Annotated in this window: 25 protein-coding genes; 17 read left to right on the top strand and 8 right to left on the bottom strand. The window is 71.7% G+C overall.

Features of this window, described 5'->3' with window-relative positions; translation table 11 throughout:
- Window positions 1-16 precede the first annotated feature (16 nt).
- On the top strand, window positions 17-880 hold the full coding sequence (locus VD659_RS04845; protein WP_423259985.1) for a septum formation family protein: 864 nt from the start codon (window positions 17-19) through the stop codon (window positions 878-880).
- Window positions 881-976: 96 nt separating this feature from the next.
- Complete coding sequence (gene purL / locus VD659_RS04850; RefSeq protein ID WP_423259986.1) at window positions 977-3,271, top strand: phosphoribosylformylglycinamidine synthase subunit PurL; 2,295 nt, start codon at window positions 977-979, stop codon at window positions 3,269-3,271.
- Window positions 3,272-3,347: 76 nt separating this feature from the next.
- Here the strand turns inward: purL and VD659_RS04855 are convergent, their stop codons facing one another.
- Together VD659_RS04855 and VD659_RS04860 are read right to left on the bottom strand one after the other, a co-directional pair.
- Window positions 3,348-4,979 (bottom strand): MDR family MFS transporter, encoded by a 1,632-nt coding sequence (locus VD659_RS04855; protein WP_423259987.1) that lies wholly within the window; start codon window positions 4,977-4,979, stop codon window positions 3,348-3,350.
- A gap of 15 nt (window positions 4,980-4,994) precedes the next feature.
- On the bottom strand, window positions 4,995-5,645 hold the full coding sequence (locus VD659_RS04860; RefSeq protein WP_423259988.1) for a TetR/AcrR family transcriptional regulator: 651 nt from the start codon (window positions 5,643-5,645) through the stop codon (window positions 4,995-4,997).
- Between the two features lie 108 nt (window positions 5,646-5,753).
- Here VD659_RS04860 and VD659_RS04865 point away from each other — a divergent pair, with 108 nt between their 5' ends.
- The 3 genes from VD659_RS04865 to VD659_RS04875 are packed head-to-tail and all read left to right on the top strand — an operon-like array spanning window position 5,754 to window position 8,371.
- Window positions 5,754-6,416 (top strand): hypothetical protein, encoded by a 663-nt coding sequence (locus VD659_RS04865; protein WP_423259989.1) that lies wholly within the window; start codon window positions 5,754-5,756, stop codon window positions 6,414-6,416.
- 52 nt (window positions 6,417-6,468) lie between these two features.
- The gene (locus VD659_RS04870; protein ID WP_423259990.1) at window positions 6,469-7,356 is read left to right on the top strand and encodes a hypothetical protein; all 888 of its coding nucleotides are present in this window, start codon (window positions 6,469-6,471) and stop codon (window positions 7,354-7,356) included.
- 37 nt (window positions 7,357-7,393) lie between these two features.
- Entirely contained in the window at window positions 7,394-8,371 is a 978-nt protein-coding gene (locus VD659_RS04875; protein WP_423259991.1) for a diacylglycerol/lipid kinase family protein, read from the top strand.
- A gap of 12 nt (window positions 8,372-8,383) precedes the next feature.
- Here the strand turns inward: VD659_RS04875 and VD659_RS04880 are convergent, their stop codons facing one another.
- Genes VD659_RS04880 through mftR form a run of 6 tightly spaced genes read right to left on the bottom strand, consistent with a single transcriptional unit; the run spans window position 8,384 to window position 14,758 of the window.
- A complete protein-coding gene (locus VD659_RS04880; RefSeq protein ID WP_423259992.1) occupies window positions 8,384-9,766 on the bottom strand; it encodes an LssY C-terminal domain-containing protein in 1,383 nt (460 codons plus the stop codon).
- Between the two features lie 16 nt (window positions 9,767-9,782).
- Window positions 9,783-11,213 carry an MFS transporter gene (locus VD659_RS04885; RefSeq protein WP_423259993.1) on the bottom strand — a complete coding sequence of 477 codons (1,431 nt, stop codon included), beginning with the start codon at window positions 11,211-11,213 and terminating at the stop codon, window positions 9,783-9,785.
- Entirely contained in the window at window positions 11,210-11,578 is a 369-nt protein-coding gene (locus VD659_RS04890; protein WP_423259994.1) for a hypothetical protein, read from the bottom strand. The genes VD659_RS04885 and VD659_RS04890 overlap by 4 nt, the downstream gene beginning before the upstream one ends.
- Before the next feature lie 42 nt (window positions 11,579-11,620).
- Window positions 11,621-12,373 carry a class I SAM-dependent methyltransferase gene (locus VD659_RS04895; RefSeq protein WP_423259995.1) on the bottom strand — a complete coding sequence of 251 codons (753 nt, stop codon included), beginning with the start codon at window positions 12,371-12,373 and terminating at the stop codon, window positions 11,621-11,623.
- A 47-nt stretch (window positions 12,374-12,420) separates the two neighbouring features.
- Window positions 12,421-14,079, bottom strand: coding sequence for a GMC family oxidoreductase (locus VD659_RS04900; protein ID WP_423259996.1), 1,659 nt, complete (start codon window positions 14,077-14,079; stop codon window positions 12,421-12,423).
- 10 nt (window positions 14,080-14,089) lie between these two features.
- A complete protein-coding gene (gene mftR / locus VD659_RS04905; RefSeq protein WP_423259997.1) occupies window positions 14,090-14,758 on the bottom strand; it encodes a mycofactocin system transcriptional regulator in 669 nt (222 codons plus the stop codon).
- Window positions 14,759-14,845: 87 nt separating this feature from the next.
- Between mftR and mftA the strand changes: the two genes are divergently transcribed.
- The 12 genes from mftA (at window position 14,846) to mftF (ending at window position 26,116) form a co-directional block, all read left to right on the top strand.
- A complete protein-coding gene (mftA, locus tag VD659_RS04910) occupies window positions 14,846-14,956 on the top strand; it encodes a mycofactocin precursor MftA (RefSeq protein ID WP_423259998.1) in 111 nt (36 codons plus the stop codon).
- Between the two features lie 9 nt (window positions 14,957-14,965).
- Window positions 14,966-15,241, top strand: a complete 276-nt coding sequence (gene mftB, locus VD659_RS04915) for a mycofactocin biosynthesis chaperone MftB (RefSeq protein WP_423259999.1) — start codon at window positions 14,966-14,968, stop codon at window positions 15,239-15,241.
- The gene (gene mftC, locus VD659_RS04920; protein ID WP_423260000.1) at window positions 15,238-16,557 is read left to right on the top strand and encodes a mycofactocin radical SAM maturase; all 1,320 of its coding nucleotides are present in this window, start codon (window positions 15,238-15,240) and stop codon (window positions 16,555-16,557) included. The genes mftB and mftC overlap by 4 nt, the downstream gene beginning before the upstream one ends.
- Before the next feature lie 77 nt (window positions 16,558-16,634).
- Entirely contained in the window at window positions 16,635-17,444 is an 810-nt protein-coding gene (locus tag VD659_RS04925; protein WP_137837243.1) for a mycofactocin-coupled SDR family oxidoreductase, read from the top strand.
- A 68-nt stretch (window positions 17,445-17,512) separates the two neighbouring features.
- Window positions 17,513-18,349: a mycofactocin-coupled SDR family oxidoreductase gene (locus VD659_RS04930; protein WP_423260001.1), complete on the top strand. Its 837-nt coding sequence runs from the start codon at window positions 17,513-17,515 to the stop codon at window positions 18,347-18,349.
- A 38-nt stretch (window positions 18,350-18,387) separates the two neighbouring features.
- A complete protein-coding gene (locus VD659_RS04935; protein ID WP_423260002.1) occupies window positions 18,388-19,221 on the top strand; it encodes a mycofactocin-coupled SDR family oxidoreductase in 834 nt (277 codons plus the stop codon).
- Window positions 19,222-19,231: 10 nt separating this feature from the next.
- Complete coding sequence (locus VD659_RS04940) at window positions 19,232-20,071, top strand: mycofactocin-coupled SDR family oxidoreductase (protein WP_423260003.1); 840 nt, start codon at window positions 19,232-19,234, stop codon at window positions 20,069-20,071.
- 40 nt (window positions 20,072-20,111) lie between these two features.
- Window positions 20,112-21,095, top strand: a complete 984-nt coding sequence (locus tag VD659_RS04945) for an AAA family ATPase (protein ID WP_423260004.1) — start codon at window positions 20,112-20,114, stop codon at window positions 21,093-21,095.
- Window positions 21,096-21,182: 87 nt separating this feature from the next.
- Complete coding sequence (locus tag VD659_RS04950) at window positions 21,183-22,082, top strand: vWA domain-containing protein (RefSeq protein ID WP_423260005.1); 900 nt, start codon at window positions 21,183-21,185, stop codon at window positions 22,080-22,082.
- 97 nt (window positions 22,083-22,179) lie between these two features.
- A complete protein-coding gene (mftD, locus tag VD659_RS04955) occupies window positions 22,180-23,472 on the top strand; it encodes a pre-mycofactocin synthase MftD (protein WP_423260006.1) in 1,293 nt (430 codons plus the stop codon).
- A 188-nt stretch (window positions 23,473-23,660) separates the two neighbouring features.
- Complete coding sequence (mftE, locus tag VD659_RS04960; RefSeq protein WP_423260007.1) at window positions 23,661-24,554, top strand: mycofactocin biosynthesis peptidyl-dipeptidase MftE; 894 nt, start codon at window positions 23,661-23,663, stop codon at window positions 24,552-24,554.
- A complete protein-coding gene (mftF, locus tag VD659_RS04965; RefSeq protein ID WP_423260008.1) occupies window positions 24,551-26,116 on the top strand; it encodes a mycofactocin biosynthesis glycosyltransferase MftF in 1,566 nt (521 codons plus the stop codon). The genes mftE and mftF overlap by 4 nt, the downstream gene beginning before the upstream one ends.
- The last annotated feature ends 9 nt before the right edge of the window (window positions 26,117-26,125 follow it).

Here is a 26,125-nt window from a genome sequence, read left to right on the forward strand (position 1 = left end):
CTCGTTAAGGAGATCGATGAACCAGTCAGCCGACGGCGGCGAACCGCGCGACGAGACACCGGCTCCCCCGCTCCCGCAGTATCCGGCCACGCCGGACCAGGCCGCTCAGCATCCGGTCGCACTGCCCGTCGCCGGACCGGACGCCTACCCGGGCCCCGGTCAGGGCTGGGCGGGCCCGCCGCCGCAGGCGCCCGCCGACTTCCCGGGCAAGACGCTCGGCATCGTGGGCCTGATCGTGGCGATCTTCGCCAACGTGATCGGCCTCATCCTCTCGATCGTGGCGCTCAACCAGTCGAAGAAGGCGGGCTTCCGCAACGGGCCCGCCCTCGCCGGCGTCATCGTGGGCTCGGTGCTCACGGGCATCGGGGTGCTCGTCGCGGTGATCAGTCTCGTCATCACGCTCACCGCGGGCTTCGGCGCACTCGTGGCCGGCGGGATCGCCGCCGGATCGGGTTCGAGCAGCAGCTCGGGCGGTTCGGGCGCCGGGCCGGACAGCGGCACCGACGGCGGCACGCTCACCGACGCGGCCTCGCTGCAGATCGGCGACTGCATCCTCGACCAGGGCGGAGCATCCATCACCCAGGTCCCGGTGGTCGACTGCGCGGTGCCGCACGACTACGAGGTGTACGCCAACGTGCAGGTGCCCGACACGAACGACGGCAGCTACCCGGGCGACGACAAGATGGATGCGGCCGCCGACAAGAGCTGCTACGACGCGTTCGCCGCATTCGTGGGCGCGCCCTACGAGTCCTCGGCCCTCGACTACACCTACCTCATGCCCAGCGAGAGCTCGTGGAGCTCGGGCGACCGCCTGGTGACCTGCGGCATCGGCGACCCCTCGGGCCAGGTGACGGGCACGCTCGAGGGCAGCGCCCGGTAACCCGGCCACCGACCGTCGCCGGCGCGGGCCCGGGTAGAATCGAGGCGCATCCCTCCCTGCACTCAACCCCCCTGCAACTCAAGGAGTCCTGGCCGCGTGAGCAATGCCGATACCGTCGAGAACGCCGTCGCGACCCCCGAGAGGGAGCAGCCCTACGAGGCGCTGGGCCTGAAGGCCGACGAATACGCGAAGATCCGCGAGATCCTCGGCCGCCGCCCGACCTCGGGCGAGCTGGCGATGTACTCGGTGATGTGGAGCGAGCACTGCTCCTACAAGTCGTCGAAGATCTACCTGCGCCAGTTCGGCCAGAAGGTCTCCCCCGCCATGAAGAAGAACCTCATGGTGGGCATGGGCGAGAACGCCGGAGTGGTGGATGTCGGCGAGGGCTGGGCGGTGACCTTCAAGGTCGAGAGCCACAACCACCCCTCCTACATCGAGCCGTTCCAGGGCGCCGCGACCGGCGTCGGCGGCATCGTGCGCGACATCATCTCGATGGGCGCCCGCCCCGTGGCCGTGATGGACCAGCTGCGCTTCGGCGCCATCGACAACCCCGACACCGCTCGCGTGGTGCACGGCGTCACGAGCGGCATCTCGTTCTACGGCAACTGCCTGGGCCTGCCGAACATCGGCGGCGAGACCTACTTCGACCCGGTGTACCAGGGCAACCCCCTCGTCAATGCGCTCAGCGTGGGCGTGCTGCGGCACGAAGACCTGCACCTCGCCAACGCCCGAGGCGTGGGCAACAAGGTCGTGCTGTTCGGGGCCCGCACCGGCGGCGACGGCATCGGCGGAGCATCCATCCTCGCCTCCGACACCTTCTCGGCCGGCGGTCCCACCAAGCGCCCCGCCGTGCAGGTGGGCGACCCCTTCGCCGAGAAGGTGCTCATCGAGTGCTGCCTCGAGCTGTTCGCGGGTGACCTCGTCGAGGGCATCCAAGACCTCGGAGCCGCCGGCATCTCCTGCGCCACCTCCGAGCTCGCCTCCAACGGCGACGGCGGCATGTTCATCGAGCTCGAGAAGGTGCTGCTGCGCGACCCGACGCTCACCGCCGAGGAGATCCTCATGTCGGAGAGCCAGGAGCGCATGATGGCCGTCGTGCGCCCCGAGAAGCTCGAGGGCTTCCTGGCCGTCGTGGCGAAGTGGGACGTCGAGACCAGTGTGCTCGGCGAGGTCACCGACACCGGGCGGCTCGTCATCAACTGGCACGGCGAAGAGATCGTCAACGTCGAGCCCCGCACGGTGGCCGTCGACGGGCCGGTCTACGAGCGGCCCGTGGCCTACCCGGCCTGGATCGACGCCCTGCAGGCCGACTCGGCCTCCCGTCTGCCCCGGGCCGTCGACGGCGCCGAACTCCGCGCGCAGTTCCTGCGCGTGCTCGGTTCGCCGAACATGGCGTCGAAGGAGTGGATCACCAACCAGTACGACCGCTACGTGATGGGCAACACCGCTCTGTCGTTCCCCGACGACGGCGGCATGATCCGCGTCGACGAGGAGTCGGGCCTCGGCTTCGCCCTCGCCTCCGACGCCAACGGCCGTTACTGCCAGCTCGATCCCTACCGCGGCGCGCAGCTCGCCCTCGCCGAGGCCTACCGCAACGTCGCCGTCACGGGCGCCACCCCGGTGGCCGTCTCCGACTGCCTCAACTTCGGCAGCCCCGAGAACCCCGAGGTCATGTGGCAGTTCTCGCAGGCCGTCGAGGGCCTGGCCGACGGATGCCTGGAGCTCGAGATCCCGGTCACCGGCGGCAACGTGTCGTTCTACAACCAGACCGGCTCGCAGCCCATCCACCCCACCCCCGTGGTCGCCGTGCTCGGCGTGATCGACGACGTGGCCCGGCGCATCCCCTCCGGCTGGCAAGACGAAGGGTCGAATCTCTATCTGCTCGGCACCACTCGGGCCGAGCTCGACGGCTCGGTCTGGGCCGGCGTGGTGCACGACCACCTCGGCGGCCGCCCGCCCGTGGTGTCGCTGCCCGCCGAGGAGAACCTGGCCGGCCTGCTGCGCGCGGGCGCGGTCGAGGGGCTCATCGATTCGGCGCACGACCTCTCCGACGGCGGACTCGCGCAGACCCTCGCGGAGTCGGTGCTGCGCTTCGGCATCGGAGCCCGGGTGTGGCTCGACGAGATCATCGCGCGCGACGGTGTGTCGGCATCCGACGCCCTGTTCAGCGAGTCCAGCGCGCGGGTTCTCGTGGCGGTGCCGCGCGAGGACGACGTGAAGTTCGTGGGGCTCTGCGCCGGACGCGGGGTTCCGGCGCTGCGCATCGGCGTGACCGACGCGCTCTCGGGCTCGCTCGAGGTGCAGGGCCTGTTCGAGGTGCCGCTCGCCGAGCTCTCGGGCACGCACCGCGCCGCCCTCCCCGAGGCCTTCGGCCCCGTCGTCGGCGGCTGACCCCCTCCTCGCGACTCGCCAAAAAACGCCCCAAGACTCGAGTTRTGGGGCGTTTTTTGGCGACTCGCGAGGAGGATCAGGCCTCGGCCTGCACCGTGGTGGTGGCGAGCGGGATCTCCTTCACGAAGCAGAGCAGCAGCGCCGCCACGAGCATGAGCGGCACCAGGTAGAGGTACACCGGGCTCAGCGCGTTCGAGTAGGCGTCGACGATGATCTGGTGCAGTTCGGGCGGCAGCGCGTTGATGGCGGCCGGGGTGAGCGAGTTCGTGTCGGTGGGCACCGCGCCGCCGCCGCCGAGCGAGGCTGCCGACGACGCGAGCTGCTCGGTGAGCCGCGCCACGAAGAGCGAGCCCACGATGGCCGAGCCGAGGGAGGCGCCGATCTCGCGGAAGAAGTTGTTGCCCGCGGTCGCGGTTCCCACCATCGAGTGCGGCACCGAGTTCTGCACGATCAGCACGAGCACCTGCATGGCGAGCCCGATGCCGAGGCCGAGGATCGTGAGGTAGCTGAGGATCAGCCAGAGCGGGGTGTCGGCCCGCATGGTGGAGAACAGCACCAGGGCGAGCGCGATGATGAGTGAACCGGTGATGGGCATCCACTTGTAGCGGCCCGTCTTGGTGACCAGGAAGCCTCCGCCGATCGCGGTGACGAGCAGGCCGCCGAGCATCGGCAGCAGCATGAAGCCCGACTGCGTGGCGTTCACGCTGTTCACGATCTGCAGGAAGGTCGGCATGTAGCCGATGGCGCCGAACATCGAGATGCCGATCGCGAGGCCGCCGAGCGTGGTGAGGGTGAAGTTGCGGTTCTTGAACAGCGACATCGGCAGCACCGGCTCGCTCGACGCGCGCTCGATGAACACGAAGGCGATGGCGGCGAGCACGGTCACCACGATCATCACGATGATGACGGGCGAGTCCCAGTCGTACTCGGTGCCGCCCCACGAGGCGGTGAGCACGAGGCCGGCGGCCGCGATGGCGAGTGTGACCATGCCGGCCACGTCGATCTTCGGCCGTACCGCGTTGACGATCTTCGGCAGCTGGATGAACGCCGCCGCTGCGATGATCGCCGCGATGCCGAGGGGCACGTTGATCCAGAAGGCGTAGCGCCAGCTCAGCGTGTCGGTGAAGAGGCCGCCGAGCAGCGGGCCCGCCACCGAGGAGAGCCCGAAGATCACGCCGATGAAGCCCATGTACTTGCCGCGGTCGCGGGCGGGGATGACGTCGGCGATGATGGCCTGCGAGAGGATCATCAGTCCGCCGCCGCCGAGACCCTGGATGGCCCGTGCGGCGATCAGCCACTCCATCGAGTTGGCGAAGCCGCCGATGATGGAGCCGAGCACGAAGATCGACAGGGCGATCAGGAAGAGCGACTTGCGTCCGATGAGGTCGCCGACCTTGCCGTAGACCGGCATCACGACGGTCGAGGCGAGGATGTAGGCGGTGGCCACCCAGAGCATGTGGTTCACGCCGTCGAGCTCACCCACGATGGTGGGGAGGGCGGTGCCGAGGATGGTCTGGTCGAGCGCCGAGAGCAGCATCGCCACCATCAGCGCGCCGAAGATGAGGTTCACCCGGCGCGGGGTGAGCTTCGACGGAGTCGGATCGGCGGTGGCGGTGGCCGGCGCGCGCCCGTCCGTGCCGCCGGGCTTCGTGGTCGTCGCGACGGCGTCGCGGTCGGAGACGTCGTCGACGTCGGGGCTCGTGGTCATGGGGCGTCCTCGGGGCTAGGAGTGGCGGGCGGGGAGTGAGGGGATGCGCGGCTCGGCCGAACGGCCGAGGGCGAGGAAGGTCTCGTAGGCGGTGGAGAGGTGCTCGGTCAGCGGCCGGCGCGCGCCGGTCTCGTGACTCCAGGTGTGCAGGGCGAGCCTCGCCACGCTGCCCACCAGGAAGACGGCGCCCCAGGCGCGGGCGCTGCGCTCGGCGGCGGGCACCTCGCCCTGGGCGGCGAGGAGCCGTTCCACCTGCTCGGCGAGATCGGTCTCGATCGTGCCGTGGGTGTGGAAGTCGGCCACCAGCAGCGAGGGGTTCTCGAACACCACCGCGCGGCGCTTGGCCTGGAACTCCGGGGTGCCGATGTCGAAGGAGCCGACCAGTTCGAGCAGAGCATTGAGCAGAGTCTCGACCACCGACACGCCGGCCACGGATTCGAGCTCGGGCAACTGCGGGCGGGGGAGCTTCGAGAGGCCGAGCACGGCATCCTCTTTGCTCGCGTAGTAGTTGAAGAAGGTGCGGCTCGTGACGTCGGCGCGGGCGCTGATGGCCTCGATGGTGACGGCCGAGAGCGAGTGCTCGGCGGCGAGCTCGACCGCGGCGACCTCGATGGCCCGCGCAGTCTCGCGCTTCTTGCGCTCCCGGAGGCCGGTGTCGTCGTTCACGCCTCAATTCTTGCACATCATGAAAGTTTTCTCAAAGCGAAAGTTCTGGATGAGCCGGTCGCAGCGGCTACGGCGATTATCCTGGAGGGGCAGCACGAGAGGGGCACCATGGGCAAGCGGCGAGAGCGCGGCAAGGCCAAGGGCTCCGGGCCGCGCTGGCTGGCCACCGGCGAGCCCGTCGATGCCCCCGAGCCCCCGCAGCCCCAGGACATGGATGCGGCCGTCACCGACGGGCTCGTGATCGCCCGGTTCTCGGTCGTGATGGCTCTGAAGAACCGGCTCATCGTGTCCGCCCTGCGCGACGGGCGGCCGTTCGACCGCGAGAACGCGATGGCCGAGGCGCGCGACGCCCTGGAGACGATCGCCCGCGAGCAGGACCAGAACGCGGTGCACGCCGACGAATCCATCGCCGATGCCCGGCGAGCCTCGGGCGCCGCCCGGCACGAGCACGACTACAAGCGCCGCGATCTGGGGCTGCTGAGCGCCCGGCGCGCCGTGTACACCGAGGTGGCGCAGGGCATCCGGAGCGACGCCGGCGACGAGGCGAAGCTGGCCGAGCTGGTGGAGGACGCCCGCGCCCGCGCGTGGGACGAGATCAGCCGCGAGGTGGCGAACCGCCTCGACGACGTGCGCGGCTCGGCCGAGATCGTGGTCGACGACGACTACCGGCGGCACCGCGACGAGCGGATGCGGCGCCTGCGCGAGTTCGACCTGTGGGAGCTCGCCGACCGCAGCTACGCGCGGACCGCGAAGCGCAAACGCTCCCGCTGAATCCGCGCGAGCGCGCGGCTCGGGAGTAGATTCGAGCCAGGAGGGAGGCGCCGTGGCCGACGGGATCGACGAGGCCTTCGGAGCGTTCGAGCAGTCGTTGCGCCCGACAGCCGGGGAGCAGGATGCCCTGCTCGCCCTCCGCGAGCGCGCCGCGACGGCCCTCGCGACCGAGTCGAAGGTGCTGCGCCTGGTCGACACCGGTGCTCACGCGCACGGCACGGCGGTGCGCTCGGTCAGTCGCTTCGACGTGTTCGTGGTGTTGCGAGGCAAGCCCAAGTCGTTCGCGCGGGCGGTCGAGACCGTGCGGGGTGCCGTGCCGTCCTTCGTGATGGGGGAGACCGTCGGGCAGCTCGGCACCTCGCCCGACGCCGACGTGCTGGTCGAGCAGCACGGCAGTCCTGGTCTGCGGCTCATCCCGGCGTTCGAGGCGCCGGAGGAGGCCGGCGACGTGCTCTGGGTTCCGGATGCCGCCCACCGCTGGGTGCGCCACCGCCCGGCCGCGCGCCCGGTGCTGCTCTCCCGGATCGACGACGACGGGATGCTGCGCCGGCTGATCCGGCTGCTGATCGCCTGGAAGCACGGGCAGGGCATCGCGGCCTCGTCGTACTACCTCGAGACCGCGGCCATCCTGCAGGCCCTCCAGCAGCGCTCGTTCAGCACGCTCTGGGACCTGTGCTGGCTGTGGGAGCGCTTCGCCGTCGACTCGCTCGTGAACCTGCCCGACATCACGAGCCCGAGTCAGACGCAGATGGTGCGGGCCTGCGGCTCGCTCGCGCGGGTGATCGAGGCGCAGTTCCCGATCGATCGGGCCGCGTCGAGCGCCCGTCGCGCCGTGAACGCCTACATGGACGGCGATCTCGAGACCTGCGCCGCCGCGCTGCGCGCGCTGTTCGGCGACGCCTTCCCCGAACTCACGGCACCGCCGGCATCCGCCCTCTGACGGGCGGAGGCACGGGCATCCTGGTACGGTCGCGAGGGTGACCACGCCCCGAGCCGCCCTCGTCTACAACCCGATCAAGGTCGACCTGGAGGCCCTCGAGGCCGCCGTCGCCGCCGAGGAGAAGGCGGCCGGCTGGGCCGAGACCCTCTGGCTCGAGACCGCGGAGGACGACCCGGGCCAGGGCCCCGCGAAGAAGGCCGTCGAGGCCGGGGTCGATCTCGTGATCGCCGCCGGCGGCGACGGCACCGTGCGCGCGGTCGCCGAGGCGCTCGAGGGCACCGGGGTTCCGCTCGCGCTGCTGCCCTCCGGCACGGGCAACCTGCTCGCCCGCAACCTCGACCTGACGCTCGACGACGTGCCGAACTCGCTCGAGACCGCGTTCCGCGGCGAGAACCGGGCGATCGACCTCGGCATCATCCGCATCCGGCACGACGACGACTCCGTCACCCGGCACGCCTACCTCGTGATGGCCGGGCTCGGCCTCGACGCGAAGATGCTCGCCGCGACCGACGACGAGCTCAAGGCCAAGGTGGGCTGGCTCGCCTACGTCAAGGCCATCGCGACGGTGCTGCGCGACAAGAACCAACTGCGCATCCGCTACGACCTCGACGGCACCGGCACCCGCGCGGTGCGGGCGCACACCATCATGATCGGCAACTGCGGCTCGCTGCCGGCGAACATCCTGCTGCTGCCGGATGCCGCCGTCGACGACGGCCGCTTCGACATCGTGCTGCTGCGGCCGGAGGGCTTCATCGGCTGGGTGCAGATCATGACCAAGATCTTCTGGGAGAACGGCGTGCTGCGGCGCTCGACCGTGGGGCGCCGCTTGATGGGGCTCACCAAGGAGGTGCGGGCGCTCAACTACCTGACGGGCAGCGAGCTCGTGCTGCGTCTCTCGCGGCCCGAGGAGATCGAGCTCGACGGCGACCCCTTCGGCCGCGCCAAGGCGCTCAAGACCTGGATCGCGCCCGGCGCCCTCCAGGTGCGTGTGCCGGCTTCCGCGACCGCCGACTGACCCGCTCGGCCGCTAGACCGCCGCGCGGGCCGCCTTCTTGTCGCGCGGGCGGCGGGCGTAGTCGCGCGCCCGGCTGCTCGAGAGCGCGGTGAGGATCAGGATGTCCAGCGACACCCCGATCAGGTTCGTGCCGAGGGTGATCGGCGCGCCGCCGTGGAAGTGCTCGACGGCGGCGATGACGATGTTGATGACACTGAAGGACATCACCGCGATGCGCGCGACGTTGCTGCCGAAGAACACGAACAGGCCGAACAGCGTCTCGGCCAGGCCGAACAGGGCGGCGCCGATGATCAGCACCCAGAGCGCGACATCCTGCGTGTCCACGGAGGTGGGCGTGTTGTCTCCCAGGTCGACGATGAGGGTGCTGCGCACGCTCTGCCAGTCGAGCAGGATGGCGGCGATGAGCAGCAGCGGCACCGTGGCCCGCAGCAGCACGACGACCGCGCCGAAGGTGATCTGCGCGGGGCGGGTGACGCGCTTCTGCAGCCGAGGGATGCTGCCGGGCGCCTCGTGGGGCGTCGGTACCGCGGCCTGCGCCTCGGCGACGGCCCGGGGGCTCGGAGTCACCGCCGAGAGGTCGACGATCGGCAGGTCGCCGTCGGTCACGATCGTGTCGCCACCGCCGTTGCGGGAGTGGTAACCCGTGGCGAAGTCCTTCAGCACGCTCACGGCGACCGCGGGGTCGGCATCCTGAACCGTGGCCACGATGTGGTCGCGCTCGATGTCGGTGTTCTCGTCGATCTTGTGCGTGATCTGCAGGGTGAAGAGCGAGAAGCCCACGGCCCGGTCGTAGGTGCCGGCGGCGAGCCAGTCGGTGGAGTGCCCGCCGGGCAGCAGCCAGCCCTCGGGGCAGCGCCAGAAGCGCACGTGGTGGCGCTTGGCGGGGTTGCCCTTGACCTCCTGCTGGTAGGCGAAGTCCTGGTTGCGGCCGAAGAGCATGAGCGGGCTCACCGGCGCCTCGTTGTAGCTGCGCCGCAGCAGGGTGGAGGTGACGATGCGCCGGCCGCTCGCCAGCGAGAGGTCGTCGGCGCGGGTCCAGCCGGCGGCGAGCATCGCGGTGTGCAGCTGCTCCTCCGAGCCGAGCAGCCCGAGGTTCACCGGGTCGCCGAGCAGCCCGTCGCTCGTGCGGGTGCGGCCGATGAAGTAGTTCGGCACGTAGATGTTGGTGAGGATGCGGTGCAGCCGCGGCAGCGCGATGTAGGCCACGAGGAGCCAGAACACGAGGTAGAACCAGATCTGCGCCCATCCGGAGGCGAAGCCCTCGGTGAGGACCAGGTAGGCGAGCCACACGGCGGCGACACCCGCCACGATGAAGAACAGGTTGTCGAGCACGGCGTTGATCGAGAACCGGCGGCGCCGCTTGGCCGGCTCGGCCGGGAGCAGCGTGTCGGGCATGCTGAAACGATAGCGCTCAGAGCTCGGCGGTGGTGCGCTCGACGTCTTCGACGCGCGTGTTCGGCATCGCCACCGCCGCGACGACCGTGAGCACGGCGCACACGGCGACCGCGATGAACACCGCGCCGGCCGCGCTCACGATGGCCGCCGCGTCGGGCTCGGTTCCCGGCACGGTCTGCAGGATGCCGTTCGCGATCGCCCCGAACACCGCCACGCCGACCGCGCTGCCGATGGAGCGGGCGAACAGGTTCGCCCCCGTCACCACACCGCGCTCGTGCCAGGGCACGCTCGACTGCGCGGCGATCACGCCGGGGGCCGCGACGAAGCCGAAGCCGAAGCCGATCACGAAGCAGGTCGCCGCGATGAGCGCCACCGAGGGAGTGCCCGCGAACACGGCGAGCACGAGGGTGCCGATGACCGAGAGCGAGATGCCGATGAGCACCGTGGGCCGGAAGCCGATGCGGAAGTAGACGCGCCCGGAGAGCGAGGCCGCGACCGGCCAGCCGAGGGTGAGCGCCGCCAGGGCGAGCCCCGAGACCAGCGGCGACACCCCGAGCGAGCCCTCGAGGTAGGTCGGCACGTAGGAGGTGAGCCCGGTGAGCATCGCCCCGATGCCGAGCGCGAGCAGCGTGGTGGTGAGGATGAGCCGCCGCGAGAAGATCCACAGCGGCAGGATGGGCTCCGGCGCTCGCCGCTCCACCAGCAGGAAGGCCACGAGCGCGAGCACCCCCAGGCCGAAGGCCGCGAAACTCGGCGGAGAGTTCCAGCCCCAGGCCTGGCCGCCCTCGAGCAGCCCCAGGATGACGGCGCTCATGCCCACCGCGAGCAGCACCGCGCCCGCGTAGTCCACGCTGTGCCGGCGCTTCTCGATCTTCTCGTGGAAGCGGCCGATGAGCATCCAGCCGGCCAGGATGCACAGCGGGATGTTCACGAAGAAGATCGCGCGCCAGCTCACGAACTCGGAGAACACGCCGCCGAGCGTCGGCCCGATCACCGAGGAGACCGCCCAGACGCTCGCGATGTAGCCCTGCGTCTTCGCGCGCTCGGTGACGGTGTAGATGTCGCCCGCGATGGTGATGGCCATCGGCTGCACCGCGCCCGCGCCGAGCCCCTGCAGCGCGCGGAACGCGATCAGCGCGGGCATGCTCCAGGCGAAGCCGCAGAGCACCGAGCCGGCGAGGAAGAGCCCGATGCCGATCAGGATGATGGGCTTGCGGCCGACCGCGTCGGAGAGCTTCGCGTAGATGGGCACCGACACCGCCTGGGCGAGCAGGTAGATCGAGAACAACCACGGGAAAGCCGAGAAGCCGCCCAGGTCGGCGACGATCGAGGGCACCGCGGTGGCGAGGATGGTGGCGTCGATGGCCACGAGCCCGGTGGTGACCATCAGGGCGATGAGGATGGGGCCGCGCTTCGAGCGGAAGCCGACGCCGTCGGCCACGGTCATGCGACGCCGCTGAGCAGGGCCTGGAACGCGCCGGGCGCCTCGCGGATCACGCGGCGGCCGGCGAGCGGGCCGGCCCGGTGCCAGCGGGGGGCGACGTTCACGATCTCGTGCTCGACGAGGGCGCCGCCGGGCTCGGGGAGCACGCGGTACTCGCCGCGGTACCACCAGGAGCCCTGCACCACGATCGTGCGGCTGGCCTCGTCGATGAGGGCCCAGCCGGTGTCGGCGCTCCCGGCGTAGCCCGCGATCGGGGCGAAGTGCTCGGCGAGAGCCCGGAAGGCCGCATCCGGTGCCACCTCGAGGTGGCCGGCGAACGAGCGGACGACCGTGTTGCGCTGCGGACGCTCGAGGGTGATGACAGCCATTGCCCGATGCTATCGCGCGGTGCGGGCCGTCACGGCGCAGCGTCAGAAGACGCGGGCGAGGGTGACGCGGGTGCGGTAGGGCAGCTCGTAGTGCGAGCGGCCGGCCAGCTGCGGATGCGTGCGCAGCAGTCCTTCGATGCGTTCGAGCAGCGCGTGCCGCTCCGCCTCGCCGAGGGCGATCACGTAGCTGCGCGAGGTGACGAGGGCGAGGAGCTGGTCGTGGTCGAGCGTGCTGGTCCAGTGGAACTCGGCGTACGCGTCGCGGGTCAGCGGCTCGCCGAGCGGCGGCGTGACGCTGTCGAACTGCTCGGCCGCGGAGGAGCCCATGATCTCGCCGAGCCGGGCCACCCAGTCGGCGGAGTCGTCGCGGATGTTCCACACCAGCGCCAGCACTCCGCCGGGCCGCAGGATGCGCGCCACCTCCCGCGAGGCCGCCGCGACGTCCACCCAGTGCCAGGCCTGGGCCACCGTCACGACGTCGGCGGAGTCCTCGCCGAGGGGGATGGCCTCGGCGGTGCCGGGCAGTGCGACCACGCCGGGCAGCGCCTGCTCGAGACGGGCGCGCATCTGCGCATCCGGTTCCACGGCGGTCACGCTCGCGGCCCGGCCGAGGAGGGAGGCGGTGAACTTGCCCGTGCCGGCGCCGAGGTCGACCACGTCAGGCAGGGCGCCGTCGTCGGTGGCGGCCCGGCCGAGCAGCCACTCCACCGCGTCGTCGGGGTAGCCGGGCCGACCGCGCTCGTAGGCGGCGGCTTCGGTGCCGAACGAGAGGGCGTGCTGCGGATCGCTGGCCATGCCCTCAGTCTGCCACCGCCCCGCCGGGGGGCGTCAGTGCGGCCTGGTCACTCACCGCGGAGGAAGGCGGCGATGCGCTCGCCGACGAGCACCGCGGTGGCGGCGGGGCCGCGACGGGGGACCGCGGGCAGGATGGAGGTGTCGGCCACCCGGAGCCCGGAGACACCGCGCACCCGCCCCCACTGGTCGACCACGGCGCCCGGGTCGTCGTCAGGCCCCATCCGGGCGCTGCCGCTGAGGTGCAGGGCCGTGCCGAGCGTCGCCGCCACCCAGGCGTCGAGCGCATCGTCGTCGGCCCGCACGGCCGCGTCGAGCTCGAGCCCCGCCGAGACCTCCGCGAACGCGGGCGCCTCGGCGACGCGGGCGGCCAGGCGGACGGCCGCGCGCATCCGGGCCCGGTCGGCGGGAGACGCGAGGTAGTCGTAGTCGATCACCGGGCGCGCAGCCGGGTCGGCCGAGGCGAGCCGGATGCGCCCCCGCGACCCGGGGTTCTGCACCGCCACGAGGAACACGAGCGGCGCTCCCGGCTCGTCGCGCCCCGAGAGCAGCGTGCCCATCGGCTTCAGCATCGGCAGCACCTCGATCTCGGCGAGCAGCTCGCCGCCGCGCCCGAGCGCGTGCGGGTGGGGGCGTCCCGCGTGATCGGCCCCGTCGCTGCGACCGTCGGCGGATGGTGGGAGGCGCTCGCCGCCGCTCGCACCCGGGCCGTCGAGCGCGACCGTCGCGTTCAGGGCGCTCTCCATCGCGCGGCCCTCGGCGGCGCCCAGCGGCGCTCCCGGCCGGGGCCGCCAGGCGAGCTGCACCTGCGGGTGGTCGCTGAACCCGGCGCCCACGCCGGGGGAGTCGGCCACCACCTCGATGCCGAGCCGCTCGAGCTCGGCGCGCGGCCCGACGCCCGACACGAGCAGGAGCTGCGGCGACAGCACGGCCCCCGCCGCGAGCACGACCTCGCGGGCCCGCACCGCGTGCACCGCACCCGCCCGGTCGGCGAACTCCACCCCCACGGCGCGCGTGCCCGAGAACAGCACCCGCCGCACCGTGCTTCCGCCCCGCACCTCGAGGTTCTGCCGGCCGAGCGCCGGCAGCAGGTAGGCGAGCCCGGTGTTCCAGCGCACGCCGTCGCGCACGTTCATCGGCAGCGGCCCGTGCCCCTCGGGTTCGTCGCCGTTCTTGTCGGGCTCCGCGCGGAAGCCGGCCTCCGCCGAGGCCGCCGAGAAGGCTGCGGTGACCGGATGCCCGGGCAGCACCCGCGTGACCGGCATCGGCCCCGCGTCGCCGTGGAGCGCATCCGCGCCGAACTGCTCGTCGCTCTCGAGCGCGCGCCAGAACGGCAGGCACTCCGCCCAGCCCCACTGCTCGTTGCCCGACGCCGCCCAGTCGTCGAGGTCGGCCCGGCGGGCCCGCACGAAGTAGCCGCCGTTGGTCGTGGTCGAGCCGCCGAGGATGCGCCCGCGCGCGATCGAATACGGCCGCGTCGGCGTGAGGTGCGAAGCGAAGGCCCAGTTCTGCGGATGCGCGGGGTCAGCGCCCCGGATGGTGCCCGCCGCCAGCAGCTCGGCCGGGAACCCGGTGGCCGAGGTCGGCGCGGGCCCGGCCTCGAGCAGCAGCACGCTGCGCCCGGCGTCTTCGGAGAGCCGTGCGGCGAGCGGGGCGCCCGAGCCGCCGCCGCCCACGACCACGACGTCGTAACTCTCCTGGCCGGTCATCGCCCGGTCGTCACAGCCCCGCCGGCCGCGTGCTCGGCGGGCCGGACGGGTCGCTCGTGTGCGACGCGCCGGGCGTGGCAAAGGTGCTGTCGAGCATCCGGAAGGCCGAGTCAAGCAGCTCCCCGAGCTCGGCGTCGTCGTGCTTCAGCCACTGCTCGTAGGCGGCGAGGGAGACGGCGAGGTAGGTCCAGGCGATGGCCTGCGGCTGCAGCGAGTCGGCGGGCACACCCAGCCGCTCGGCCGCGAACTCCGCCACCACTTGGCGCCAGGAGGCGTAGCGGAGGGTGGAGTGGGCCACGAGGGTGGGCACATTCAGCAGCAGGTCCATGCGCTGCCGGTGGTAGGGCACCTCGGCGGCGGGGAAGCGGTTGAACTCGATCACGGCCGTGCGCAGGGCGTCGACGAGCGGCAGCTCGGCGGGCAGCGAGCCGAGGTGGGCGCGCATCCGGTCCAGCAGCGACTCGAAGTCGCCCCAGGGCAGGTCGTTCTTCGAGGGGAAGTAGCGGAAGAAGGTGCGCCGCCCGATGCCGGCCCGTGCGGCGATCTCGTCGATCGTGGTGGCGTCGAAGCCGTGCTCGATGAACAGCTGGAGGGCGATGTGGCTGAGCTCCGCCTGGCTCGTGGAGGGCTGCCGGCCGAGGCGCGGGGCGGCCGCGGCCGGGTCGTCACTGGTGGCCATCTTTTCCCCCTTCCATTCGGCACTCGGTGTCATTAGTATCGTCCCATCACAGCGTTTCGATGACGAAGACGACATGAGGAGCATCCCATGAGTGACAAGACCACCGGATCCGCCCAGGCTCTCACTGACGAGGAGCTGATCGAGGGCGACTCACTGGTAGAAGAAGTGTCGATCGACGGGATGTGCGGCGTCTACTAGGCCATCGACATGAATCCGGTCGATCTCGACACCGCGTGGGACGTGCATCCCCAGGTGTCCATCCGTCCTGAGCCGTTCGGTGCCCTGCTCTATCACTTCGGCACCCGCAAGCTCTCGTTCCTGAAGGACCGCATGCTGCTCGCGGTGGTCCAATCGCTGGCGGTGTCGCCCTCCCTTCGTGAGGCCTGCGCCGCCGCCGGTGTCGGCGTCGCAGAGCTGCCCCGCTATCAGGCGGCGCTCGGCACGCTCGCGCACTCGTCGATGGTCATCGAAAGGGCCTCATGACACTCCTGGATGCTCGCCCCGAGTCCCCGAAACCGGCTCCTCCGCCGCAGCCCGGCCGCCTGGTCGACCTGTTCGAGTACGGCCTCGACTCGCCGATCTGCCTCACCTGGGAGCTCACCTACGCCTGCAACCTCAGTTGCGTGCACTGCCTCTCGAGCTCGGGCCGGCGTGACCCGCGGGAGCTCAGCACCGAGGAGTGCAAGGCGGTGATCGACGAGCTCGAGCGCATGCAGGTGTTCTACGTGAACATCGGCGGCGGCGAGCCCACCGTGCGCAGCGACTTCTGGGAGCTCGTCGACTACGCCACCGCCCACAAGGTGGGGGTGAAGTTCTCGACCAACGGCGTGAAGATCAGCCCGGAGGTCGCGCAGAAGCTCGCGTCGTCGGACTACGTCGACGTGCAGATCTCGCTCGACGGCGCGACCGCCGAGGTGAACGACTACGTGCGCGGCCCGGGCTCCTACGACACCGCGATGCGGGCGATGCAGAACATGAAGGACGCTGGCTTCACGGGCTTCAAGATCTCGGTGGTCTGCACCCGGCAGAACATCGGCCAGCTCGACGAGTTCAAGGCGATCGCCGACGAGTACGGCGCGCAGCTGCGCTTGACCCGGCTGCGCCCGAGCGGCCGCGGGGCGGACGTCTGGGACGAGCTGCATCCGCTGCCCGAGCAGCAGCGCGAGCTCTACGACTGGCTCGTCGCGAACGGCGAGAACGTGCTCACCGGCGACTCCTTCTTCCACCTCTCCGCCTACGGTTCGGCGCTGCCGGGGCTCAACCTCTGCGGCGCCGGCCGGGTAGTCTGCCTGATCGACCCCGTCGGAGACGTCTACGCCTGCCCGTTCGCCATCCACGAGGAGTTCCTCGCCGGCAACGTGCGTTCCGAGGGCGGATTCCAGGAGGTGTGGCGCCATTCGGAGCTGTTCGCCCGGCTGCGCACGCCCCAGTCGGGCGGCGCGTGCACCTCGTGCTCGTTCTTCGACTCCTGCAAGGGCGGCTGCATGGCCGCGAAGTTCTTCACCGGCCTGCCGCTGGACGGCCCCGACCCGGAGTGCGTGCGCGGCTTCGGCGAGCAGGCGCTCGAGAAGCGCAAGCAGGCCGACTCGCTGCCGAAGCCCGACGGCGACCACTCGCACCGCACCGAGCGCGGCCCGCGCCGCGACGGGAAGCCGGTCTCGACGGGGCTCGTCCAGACGCCCGGAGCGAAGCGTCGCGGCATCCCGATCACCCTCTCGCTCACCCGGCCGACGCATCCGCCGGTCAGCGCCTGCGAAGAGAACCCGCTCGCCGGGTTCAGCCCGGAGTCCCTCTCGTAGCGACCCCGGACCCCCCAGCCACGGGCCGTATCCCCGACCCGCGTTTCGAAGAAGAGACAGCGAAAGGACATCTGGCAATGGGCCGTGTGGAAGGAAAAGTGGCGTTCATCACCGGGGCAGCCCGCGGGCAGGGGCGGAGCCACGCGCTCCGGCTGGCCCAGGAAGGCGCCGACATCATCGCGGTCGACCTGGCCGACCACATCCCGAACATCGATTACCCCTCCTCGACGCCCGAGGACCTGGCCGAGACCGTGCGGCAGGTCGAGGCGCTCGACCGGCGCATCATCGCCACGAAGGTGGACGTGCGCGACCGGGCCGCGCTGAAGGCCGCGGTCGACGACGGCGTGGCCCAGCTCGGCAAGCTCGACATCGTGGTGGCGAACGCCGGCATCTGCGTGATCGCCGACTGGAAGGGAACCAGCGAAGACGTCTGGAACCAGACCATCGGCACCAACCTCACCGGAATCTGGAACACGCTGCAGACCACCGCCCAGCACCTCATCGACAACGGCGGCGGCTCGATCATCATGACGAGCTCGGCGGCGGGTATCAAGGGCCTGCCGTTCCTCTCGGCCTACGTGGCGGCGAAGCACGGCGTGGTGGGCCTCATGCGCGCCTACGCCACCGAGCTCGCCGAGTACAACGTGCGCGTGAACACCATCCATCCGACCGGCGTCAACACACCGATGGGCACGCTCGGCGGAGGGGCCTTCGGGCCGCTGCTGGAGGCGCATCCGAAGCTCGGCGGCATGCTCGCGAACCTGCTCCCGATCGAGATCACCGAGCCCGTCGACCAGTCGAACGCGGTGCTGTTCCTCGCCTCCGACGAGTCGCGCTACGTCACGAGCCTCGAGCTCACCGTCGACGCAGGCAACACCCAGTTCTGAACACCTGACGCCCGCCCGGGCGCCTCGCACGACGCCGCCATGGGCGGCACCGAGGAAAGGAGCACGCAATGGGGCGTGTAGAGGGAAAGGTCGCGTTCGTCACGGGCGCGGCACGAGGGCAGGGGCGCTCGCACGCCCTGCGCCTGGCGCAGGAGGGCGCCGACATCATCGCGGTCGACATCGAAGACCAGATCGGCTCGGTGCCGTATCCGATGTCGACCCCGGCCGACATGGAGGAGACCGTCCGGCAGATCGAGGCGCTCGACCGGCGGATCGTCGCCACGAGAGCGGATGTGCGCGACTACGAGGCCGTGAAGGCGGCGCTCGACGAGGGGGTCGCCCAGCTCGGGCGGCTCGACATCGTGGCCGCCAACGCCGGCATCTTCAGCTTCGGCAGCATGGAGGAGCTCACCGAGGAGCAGTGGAGCGACATGCTCGACGTGAACCTCACCGGAGTCTGGCACGCGGTGAAGGCGGCCATCCCGCACCTGAAGGCGGGAGGCAACGGCGGGTCGATCATCCTGACCTCCTCGACAGCCGGGCTGATGGCCATCCCGAACATCGGCCACTACGTCGCCGCGAAGCACGGGGTGGTGGGCCTCATGCGCACCCTGGCGCTCGAGCTCGCGCCCGACTTCATCCGAGTGAACTCGGTGCATCCCACCAGTGTCGACACCGACATGATCCACAACGACGCCACCTACGCGCTCTTCGCCGGCGACCTGCCGGTCGCCGAGCGCACGCGCGACGTCGTGGGCGAGCGGTTCCAGACGCTGAACGCGCTGCCGATCAAGTGGGTCGAGCCAGTCGACATCTCCAACGCCGTGCTGTGGTTCGCCTCCGACGAGTCGCGCTACGTCACCGGCGTCACCCTGCCGGTGGACGCCGGTTCGCTCATCAAGTAGTTCCGGGCCCGACGGGCCCACGACGGAAGGAGCACGCCATGGGGCGTGTAGACGGAAAGGTCGCGTTCATCACGGGCGCGGCCAGAGGACAGGGGCGGTCGCACGCGATCCGCCTCGCCCAAGAGGGTGCCGACATCATCGCGATCGACATCTGCGAGGCGATCCCCGAGAACCCCTATGACCCGGCCACCGAGGAGGACCTCGCCGAGACCGTGCGGCAGGTCGAGGCGCTCGACCGGCGCATCGTCGCGTCGAAGGCGGATGTGCGCAACTTCGAGCAGCTGAAGGCGGCGCTCGACGAGGGCGTGGCGCAGCTCGGCCGGCTCGACATCGTGTCGGCGAACGCCGGCATCTCGGGTTCGCCCAACCGCTCCGAGAACATCCCGGATGCGGAGTGGCGGAACATGATCGACATCAACCTCGGGGGTGTGTGGCGCACCGCCAAAGCGGCGATCCCGCACATCCGCGCGGGAGGCCGGGGAGGCTCGATCATCCTCACCAGCTCCGACGCCGGACTGTTCCCCTACGAGAACATCTCGCACTACGTCTCGGCCAAGCACGGCGTGGTGGGCCTCATGCGCACCCTCGCGCTGGAGCTGGCGCCCGACTTCATCCGGGTGAACAGCATCCACCCCACCACGGTCGACACCCCGATGGTGCAGAACGACGCCATCTACCGGCTGTTCCGACCCGACCTCGAGAACCCGACGAAGCAGGACTTCGCGGATGCCGCCACGACGATGAACGCGCTGCCGATCCCCTGGGTGGAAGCGGTCGACATCTCGAACGCGGTGCTCTGGTTCGCCTCCGACGAGTCGCGCTACGTCACCGGCGTCACGCTGCCGGTCGACGCCGGCGCGGCGATCAAGTGAGGCGGGCGGGATGGGACGAGTCGACGGGAAAGTCGCCTTCATCACCGGAGCCGCGCGCGGTCAGGGCCGCTCGCACGCTCTGCGGCTGGCCCAGGAGGGCGCCGACATCATCGCGATCGACATCGCCGAACCGGTGGCCGGCATGGACAGGTACTACCACGGGGCCACCGCCGAGGACCTCGCGGAGACCGTGCGGCAGGTCGAGGCGCTCGACCGGCGCATCGTGGCGAAGAAGGCCGACGTGCGCGACTTCGGCGCGCTGAAGGCGGCGCTCGACGAGGGCGTGGCCGAGCTCGGGCACGTCGACATCGTGTCGGCCAACGCCGGGGTCTTCGCCTTCGGCGAGCAGTCGCAGGACGTCTCCGACGCCGAGTGGGACATGGTGAACGACATCAACGCGAAAGGCGTGTGGCACACGGCGAAAGCCGTCATCCCTCACCTCATCGCGCAGGGCACGGGCGGGTCGATCATCCTCACGAGCTCCACGGCCGGGCTCAAGGGCACGCCGAACGTGATGCCGTACACCGCGTCCAAGCACGCGGTGGTGGGCATCATGCGAACGCTCGCCCTCGAGCTCGCGCCGCACAGCATCCGGGTGAACACCGTGCACCCCACGGGCGTCGGAACCGACATGATCCTCAACGAGGCCACCTTCAAGCTCTTCCTGCCCGACGTCGAACACCCCACGAAGGAGCAGGCGGCACCGATCTTCGCGTCGACGAACGCCCTGCCCGTTCCCTGGGTGGAGCCGGTCGACATCTCGAACGCCGTGCTGTTCCTCGCCAGCGACGAGGCGCGCTACATCACGGGCACCGAGCTCAAGATCGACGCCGGCTACACCATCAAGTGACCGGCGTCCCGGCGACCCCGGGAGCCGAGGGAGGAGACGCATGGGCGAGACGGATGTCGTGGAGACCCGCCGGCGGATAGCGGCGCACCTAGTGGGCCGCGAGCGCGAACTCGAGCTCGCGCTCGCCGCGGTGGCGGCCGGGCGCGACCTCGTGCTCGAGGGGCCGCCGGGCACCTCGAAGACCACGATGCTGAAGGCCATCACCGAGGAGTGGGGGATTCCGCTGCTCTTCGTGGAGGGCAATGCCGACCTCACGCCGGCGAAGCTCGTGGGGCACCACAATCCGGCTCGCGTGCTGCGGGAGGACTACAGCGCCGACAACTTCGTGGCCGGCCCGCTGGTCGAGGCGATGCGGCAGGGCGGGTTCCTCTACATCGAGGAGTTCAACCGGGCGCCGGAGGACACGCTCAACACGCTGCTCACCGCGATGGCCGACCGGGCCGTCGAGGTGCCGCGGGTCGGGCGCATCGAGGCGCAGCCCACCTTCCGGGTGATCGCCTCGATGAACCCCTTCGACAACGTCGGCACGACCCGGCTGTCGACCTCGGTGAGCGACCGGCTGAACCGCATCGTGGTGGGCTACCAGGACGCCGAGGCGGAGCGCGGCATCGTCGCACTGCGCACCGGGCTCATCGGCCCCGGTGCCGAGGGGGAGTTCGCCGACCGGATCATCGCCGATTCCGTGGCCGTCACGCGGGCCACCCGCGGGCATCCGGATGTGCGGCAGGGGTCGAGCGTGCGCGGCGCCATCGATTGCGCCCTGGTGGCGCACGAGCTGTTCGCCCTGCGGGGCTTCGACCCGGCGTCGTTGCCGGCGGAGGGGCTCGGCTCCGGCTCGGAGCGCGACCTCGCGGCCGGTTCGCCAGAGCAGCGCTACCGCGACACCCTCTTCGACGCGATGCTCGTGTCGCTCTCGGGGCGCATCCACGTCGACGAGGCCGCCGAGAGCTCGCCCGAGCGGGTGCTGCGCGAGATCTGGGAGGACCACTTCATCCTCGAGCCCGCTCGCGCCGAGCCGGGATGAAGAGCGGTCGAGGCCGACACCCCGGTCTCGCGCAGGACGGATGAGCCCGCCCGCGGCGGGAGGCCGCTGAAGCGCAAGCCGAAGCAGTTGGAGGAGGACCCGACGGTGTTCGAGGTGGCGGGCGGCGGAAGCGGGATGGTGCTGCGCGCCAGGCCCGGGCGCGACGGTGCGGCGCAGAAGCGGCCGAGCGGCTCGGGAGCGGGCTTCACCGACGACCCGGCCGAACTCGTCACCCTGAGCGACGACGACCTCGCCGCCGCCCTCGAGCCGGCCGTTCGGGCGCGTGCGGCGCAGATCGCCGCGCGCCTCTCGGTGCCCAAGCCCAAGGCCGACACCGCGCGCGACCGCGGGGCCGGGCACTTCGCCTCGGTGCCCTACCGGGGCGGCAGCGACGACATCGACCTGGATCCGACCCTCGAGATGCTCGCCGAGCGCCCGGTGCCCGACGACGAGGACATCATCGTGCGCGAGCGCGTGCGGGCCCGCCGCTCGGTGGTGCTCGCGGTCGACGTGTCGGGCTCGATGAAGGGGGAGCGGGTGCGGACCGCGGCCGCCACGGTGGGAGCGCTCGCCGCGGAGCTGTCGCAGGACGCCCTGGCGGTGATCGCGTTCTGGTCGGATGCCGCGGTGCTGCAGAAGCTCGGCGACCCGGTGCGGCCGATGGAACTGCTCGACGATCTGCTGCGCCTGCCGGCTCGGGGCCTGACGAACGTGGCCTTCCCGCTGCAGCTCGCCGCCGCGCAGCTCGCGGGGGTGCCGGAGCGCAACGCGCGCGTCATCCTGCTCTCCGACTGCGTGCACAACGCCGGCCCCGACCCGCGGCCCTTCGCCGCGCGGTTGCCGCGGGTCGACGTGCTGCTCGACACGAGCGGCGAGAAGGACCTCGAGCTGGGGCGCGAACTCGCGCGCCTCGGGAGGGGCGGCTTCCGCGCCATCCGCACTTTCCATGACGTCGCGCCGGCACTCGGGGCGCTGTTCCGCTCGTGAGCACTGTTATTTCGGCACCCGGTGTCATATTGTGGATTCCGAGCACGTGGGGCGACGCATCCGTCGCCTCCCGCCACGACGAAGGAGTTGGTGGAACATGAACCCGTGGTTCGAGACCGTCGCAGAGGCCCAGCGCCGTGCGAAGAAGCGGCTTCCCTCGTCGGTCTACGGGGCGCTCGTCGCCGGCTCCGAGCGCGGCCTCACCATCGAGGACAACATCGGCGCGTTCAGCGAGATCGGCTTCGCTCCGCACGTGGCCGGGCACAAGCCCGCGCGCGAGCTCTCGACCACCGTGATGGGGCTGCCGCTGTCGTTCCCGGTGATGATCTCGCCCACGGGCGTGCAGGCTGTGCATCCGGACGGCGAGGTGGCCGTGGCCCGGGCGGCGGCGGCCCGCGGCATCACGATGGGGCTGTCGTCGTTCGCCTCGAAGCCCGTCGAGGCCGTGGTGGAGGCGAACCCCAACACCTTCTTCCAGATGTACTGGACCGGCACGCGCGAGCAGATGGTGCAGCGCATGGACCGCGCCCGCAAGGCCGGCGCCAAGGGGCTCATCGCCACGCTCGACTGGTCGTTCTCGAACGGGCGCGACTGGGGTTCGCCCTCCATCCCCGAGAAGCTCGACCTCAAGACCATGGTGACCTTCGCGCCCAACGTACTGCCGCATCCGAAGTGGCTCTGGCAGTTCGCCCGCACCGGGCAGTTGCCCGACTTGACGGCGCCCAACCTGCAGCCGCCCGGTGGCGAGGCGCCCACGTTCTTCGGGGCGTACTACGAGTGGATGCAGACGCCACCGCCCACCTGGGACGACGTGGCGTGGCTGCGCTCCGAGTGGGGTGGGCCGTTCATGCTGAAGGGTGTGACCCGGGTCGACGACGCGCGCCGGGCGGTGGATGCGGGGGTCACCGCGATCTCGGTGTCGAACCACGGCGGCAACAACCTCGACACGACGCCGGCGACCATCCGGATGCTGCCCTCGGTCGTGGAGGCGGTCGGCGACCAGATCGAGGTGGTTCTGGACGGCGGGGTGCGGCGCGGCGGCGACGTGGCGAAGGCCGTGGCGCTCGGGGCGCGGGCCGTGATGATCGGGCGGGCGTACCTCTGGGGGCTCGCCGCGAACGGGCAGGCGGGCGTGGAGAACGTGCTCGACATCCTGCGCGGCGGCCTCGACTCGGCGGTGCTCGGAACCGGTCACGCCTCGGTGCACGAGCTGGGGCGCGACGACCTCGTGATCCCGGCCGGGTTCGAGCGCACGCTCGGCGCGGGAGCGCTGGCGGCGGGTGAGGCGGCCTCGGGGGCGCCGACGGCGCCGCCCGCTTCGGCGGCGCCGAAGACGGCGCGGCGCACGGCCACCGCGAAGCCGCTCGCGAAGGCGGAGGCGGAGGCGTAGCACTAGCGGGGCGCCCGCCGGGCTGCGCCGAAACGACGGAGGAAGGCCGGCACGACGGAGGCTGCGTCCGTCGTTCCGGACTTCTGGCCCGAAACTCCGTCGTTCGGGCGGGGGCCGGGGCGCTGTCATGCGCAGTAGCGTGGTCGGGCGGCGGACTACGACGACCTCCGCGCGGGTGAGGAGTGAAGGTGGCCACTGAACTGAGCCGGCATTCGTGGCCGGCGGTGCCCCTGCACCCGCTCGTACTCGTGCCGTTGGGGTCGACGGAACAGCACGGGCCGCACCTGCCGTTCACCACCGACACCGTGATCGCGTCGGCGGTGGCCGCCGGCGTCGCCGCGCGGTTCGCCGCGGGCCGGGAAGCGCCGGGTGCGGCGGGCGCGGAGGGTCGTGTCGCCCCACCGGCCGCCGGCGTGGTGGGTTCCCGTGGCTCGCCGGGCACTTCCGCGGTGGGCGCGGAGCCCGCGGTCGTCGTGGCGCCGGCTCTCGGGTTCGGGGCGAGCGGGGAGCATCAGTCGTTCGCCGGGACCGTGTCGATCGGGCAGGAGGCGCTGCGCTTCGTGCTGATTGAGCTCGTGCGCTCGCTGTCGACCTGGGCGGAGCGGGTAGTGTTCGTGAACGGGCACGGCGGCAACGTGGCGGCGCTGAGTTCTGCGGTGGCGCAGCTGGTCGCCGAGCAGCATCGGGTGGGGTGGCTGCCGTGCTCGGCGCCTGCGGAGGCGCTCGCCGCGGCAGGCCTCCCGGCACCGGATGCGCACGCCGGCCGAACCGAGACCTCGCTGATGCTGCACCTCGCCCCCGGCACTGTGCGCCTGCCTCTGCCGCCCGCGGGAGCCACCGCGCCCCTCTCGTCGCTGCTGCCCCGGCTCACCGCGGGTGGGGTGGCGGCGGTCTCGCCGAGCGGGATCCTCGGTGATCCGACGGGCGCGAACGCCGCCGAGGGCGGCCGCCTGCTCGCCGCCGTGGTCGACGAGGCGGTGCGGCTCGTCGTGGCGGGCGAGCCGGATGCGCGCGGGATGCTCCGGGTGCCGGGCCGGCCGCCGGTGTCGCCGGAGCCGACGTCGGCGGGGGAGCCGGTGTGAGCGGCCGCGATGGGGTGCCGGGTGCCGGGCATGGCTCGGACGGCGGGCGGGCCGCGGACGGGCGCGGCACCCGCGCGGGCGGCGGCGGGGTGGCGAGCGCTGGCGCGGCGCGTGGCGGGCGGGGGCTTCCGGCGGGTTCGGTGGTGCGGCTGAACCGGCGGGTGCGGGTGCGCGACGGGGGGCGCACGCTCGTGGGTGGGGCGCCGATCCGGGTGATGCACCTGAGCGAGGCGGCGGTGGGGTTGTTCGAGGGGCGCGCCCTGCGCATCCGGGATCGGGCGACCGCCGTGCTCGCTGACCGGCTGCTCGAGACCGGCATCGCCGACCCCGTGGTGCAGTCGCTGCCCGAGGGCGACCTCGCGGAGGTGACCTATGTCATCCCGGTGCGCGACCGCCCGCAGCAGCTCGCGCGCCTGCTCGAGGGCCTCGGTGGCGCCACCGGGCGGGTGCGCGTGATCGTGGTCGACGACGCCTCCGTCGACGCCGAGGGGATGCGCCGGGTCGCCGATGCGCACGGCGCCCGCTTCGTGGCGCTGCCGGAGAACGTGGGGCCGGCGGGGGCGCGCAACGTCGGGCTCCGGCTCGTGACCACGCCGTTCGTGGTCTTCGCGGATTCCGACGTGGTGGCGTATCCGGATGCCGTCGCGACCCTGCTCCGGCACTTCGCCGACCCCGCCGTGGCGCTCGCCGCCCCTCGCGTGCTCGGCCTGCCGCGCGAGCCCGGTCGGGGCCGCACCGGAACCAGCCGCAATGCCACCGGACTCAACGGCATCGGTCGCTATGAAGACGCGCGATCCTCGCTGGATCTGGGTGAGGATCCGGCGATCGTGCGCCAGCGTGCACCGGTGTCGTGGGTGTCGAGCACCTTCCTCGTGGGGCGGGTGGCGCTGCTCGGCGAGGGCTTCACCGCGGGCATGCGGGTGGGGGAGGACGTCGACCTCGTCTGGACCCTCGCCGACCAGGGCCTCCGCGTGCGGTACGAGCCCGCCGCGACCGTGTGGCACGAGCACCGCGACGCGCTGGGGTCGTGGCTGGCGCGCAAGGCGTTCTACGGAACGGGCGCGCATCCGCTCGCGCTGCGGCATCCGCACGACATCGCCCCGGCGGTGCTGGCGCCGTGGAGCGCGGGGGTGGTGGCAGCGCTGCTCGCGCAGCGGCGGTGGTCGGTGCCGGTGGCGCTCGGCATCTCGGCGGTGACGGTGTGGCGGCTGTCGCGGCGGCTGTCGAAGAGCGGGCATCCGGTGCGCCTGGCCGCGTGGCTCACCGCGAACGGGCTCGTCGCCTCGCTCGTGCAGGCGATGGCACTGCTGCTGCGGCACTTGTGGCCGGCCGTGGCCGTCGGATGCCTGTTCTCGGCGCGGCTGCGGCGTGCGGTTCTCGTTGCGCATCTCCTCGACGTGGCGATCGAGCACCGGCGCACGAAGGTGCGGCTCGATCCGGTGCGCTTCGCGGTGCTGCGCCGGCTCGACGATCTCGCCTATGGCGCGGGCGTGTGGGTGAGCGCCTTCCGCGGGCGCTCCTGGCGCGCGCTCCTCCCGGACATCCGCTCCTCCCGCCGCTAGCGCTGCCGC

The sequence above is a fragment of the Herbiconiux sp. 11R-BC genome (assembly GCF_049472555.1).
Classification (GTDB): domain Bacteria; phylum Actinomycetota; class Actinomycetes; order Actinomycetales; family Microbacteriaceae; genus Herbiconiux.

What these genes read in the sequence shown, in the direction of transcription:
- mftA (WP_423259998.1), top strand. Translation starts at nt 14,846, where the DNA reads ATGAGTGACAAGACCACCGGATCCGCCCAGGCTCTCACTGACGAGGAG.
- VD659_RS04945 (WP_423260004.1), top strand. Translation starts at nt 20,112, where the DNA reads ATGGGCGAGACGGATGTCGTGGAGACCCGCCGGCGGATAGCGGCGCAC.
- mftR (WP_423259997.1), bottom strand. Translation starts at nt 14,758, where the DNA reads ATGGCCACCAGTGACGACCCGGCCGCGGCCGCCCCGCGCCTCGGCCGG.
- VD659_RS04895 (WP_423259995.1), bottom strand. Translation starts at nt 12,373, where the DNA reads ATGGCCAGCGATCCGCAGCACGCCCTCTCGTTCGGCACCGAAGCCGCC.
- VD659_RS04855 (WP_423259987.1), bottom strand. Translation starts at nt 4,979, where the DNA reads ATGACCACGAGCCCCGACGTCGACGACGTCTCCGACCGCGACGCCGTC.
- mftC (WP_423260000.1), top strand. Translation starts at nt 15,238, where the DNA reads ATGACACTCCTGGATGCTCGCCCCGAGTCCCCGAAACCGGCTCCTCCG.
- VD659_RS04880 (WP_423259992.1), bottom strand. Translation starts at nt 9,766, where the DNA reads ATGCCCGACACGCTGCTCCCGGCCGAGCCGGCCAAGCGGCGCCGCCGG.
- VD659_RS04845 (WP_423259985.1), top strand. Translation starts at nt 17, where the DNA reads ATGAACCAGTCAGCCGACGGCGGCGAACCGCGCGACGAGACACCGGCT.
- VD659_RS04935 (WP_423260002.1), top strand. Translation starts at nt 18,388, where the DNA reads ATGGGGCGTGTAGACGGAAAGGTCGCGTTCATCACGGGCGCGGCCAGA.
- VD659_RS04940 (WP_423260003.1), top strand. Translation starts at nt 19,232, where the DNA reads ATGGGACGAGTCGACGGGAAAGTCGCCTTCATCACCGGAGCCGCGCGC.
- VD659_RS04900 (WP_423259996.1), bottom strand. Translation starts at nt 14,079, where the DNA reads ATGACCGGCCAGGAGAGTTACGACGTCGTGGTCGTGGGCGGCGGCGGC.
- VD659_RS04925 (WP_137837243.1), top strand. Translation starts at nt 16,635, where the DNA reads ATGGGCCGTGTGGAAGGAAAAGTGGCGTTCATCACCGGGGCAGCCCGC.
- VD659_RS04890 (WP_423259994.1), bottom strand. Translation starts at nt 11,578, where the DNA reads ATGGCTGTCATCACCCTCGAGCGTCCGCAGCGCAACACGGTCGTCCGC.
- VD659_RS04885 (WP_423259993.1), bottom strand. Translation starts at nt 11,213, where the DNA reads ATGACCGTGGCCGACGGCGTCGGCTTCCGCTCGAAGCGCGGCCCCATC.
- VD659_RS04930 (WP_423260001.1), top strand. Translation starts at nt 17,513, where the DNA reads ATGGGGCGTGTAGAGGGAAAGGTCGCGTTCGTCACGGGCGCGGCACGA.
- mftD (WP_423260006.1), top strand. Translation starts at nt 22,180, where the DNA reads ATGAACCCGTGGTTCGAGACCGTCGCAGAGGCCCAGCGCCGTGCGAAG.
- VD659_RS04865 (WP_423259989.1), top strand. Translation starts at nt 5,754, where the DNA reads ATGGGCAAGCGGCGAGAGCGCGGCAAGGCCAAGGGCTCCGGGCCGCGC.
- mftB (WP_423259999.1), top strand. Translation starts at nt 14,966, where the DNA reads ATGAATCCGGTCGATCTCGACACCGCGTGGGACGTGCATCCCCAGGTG.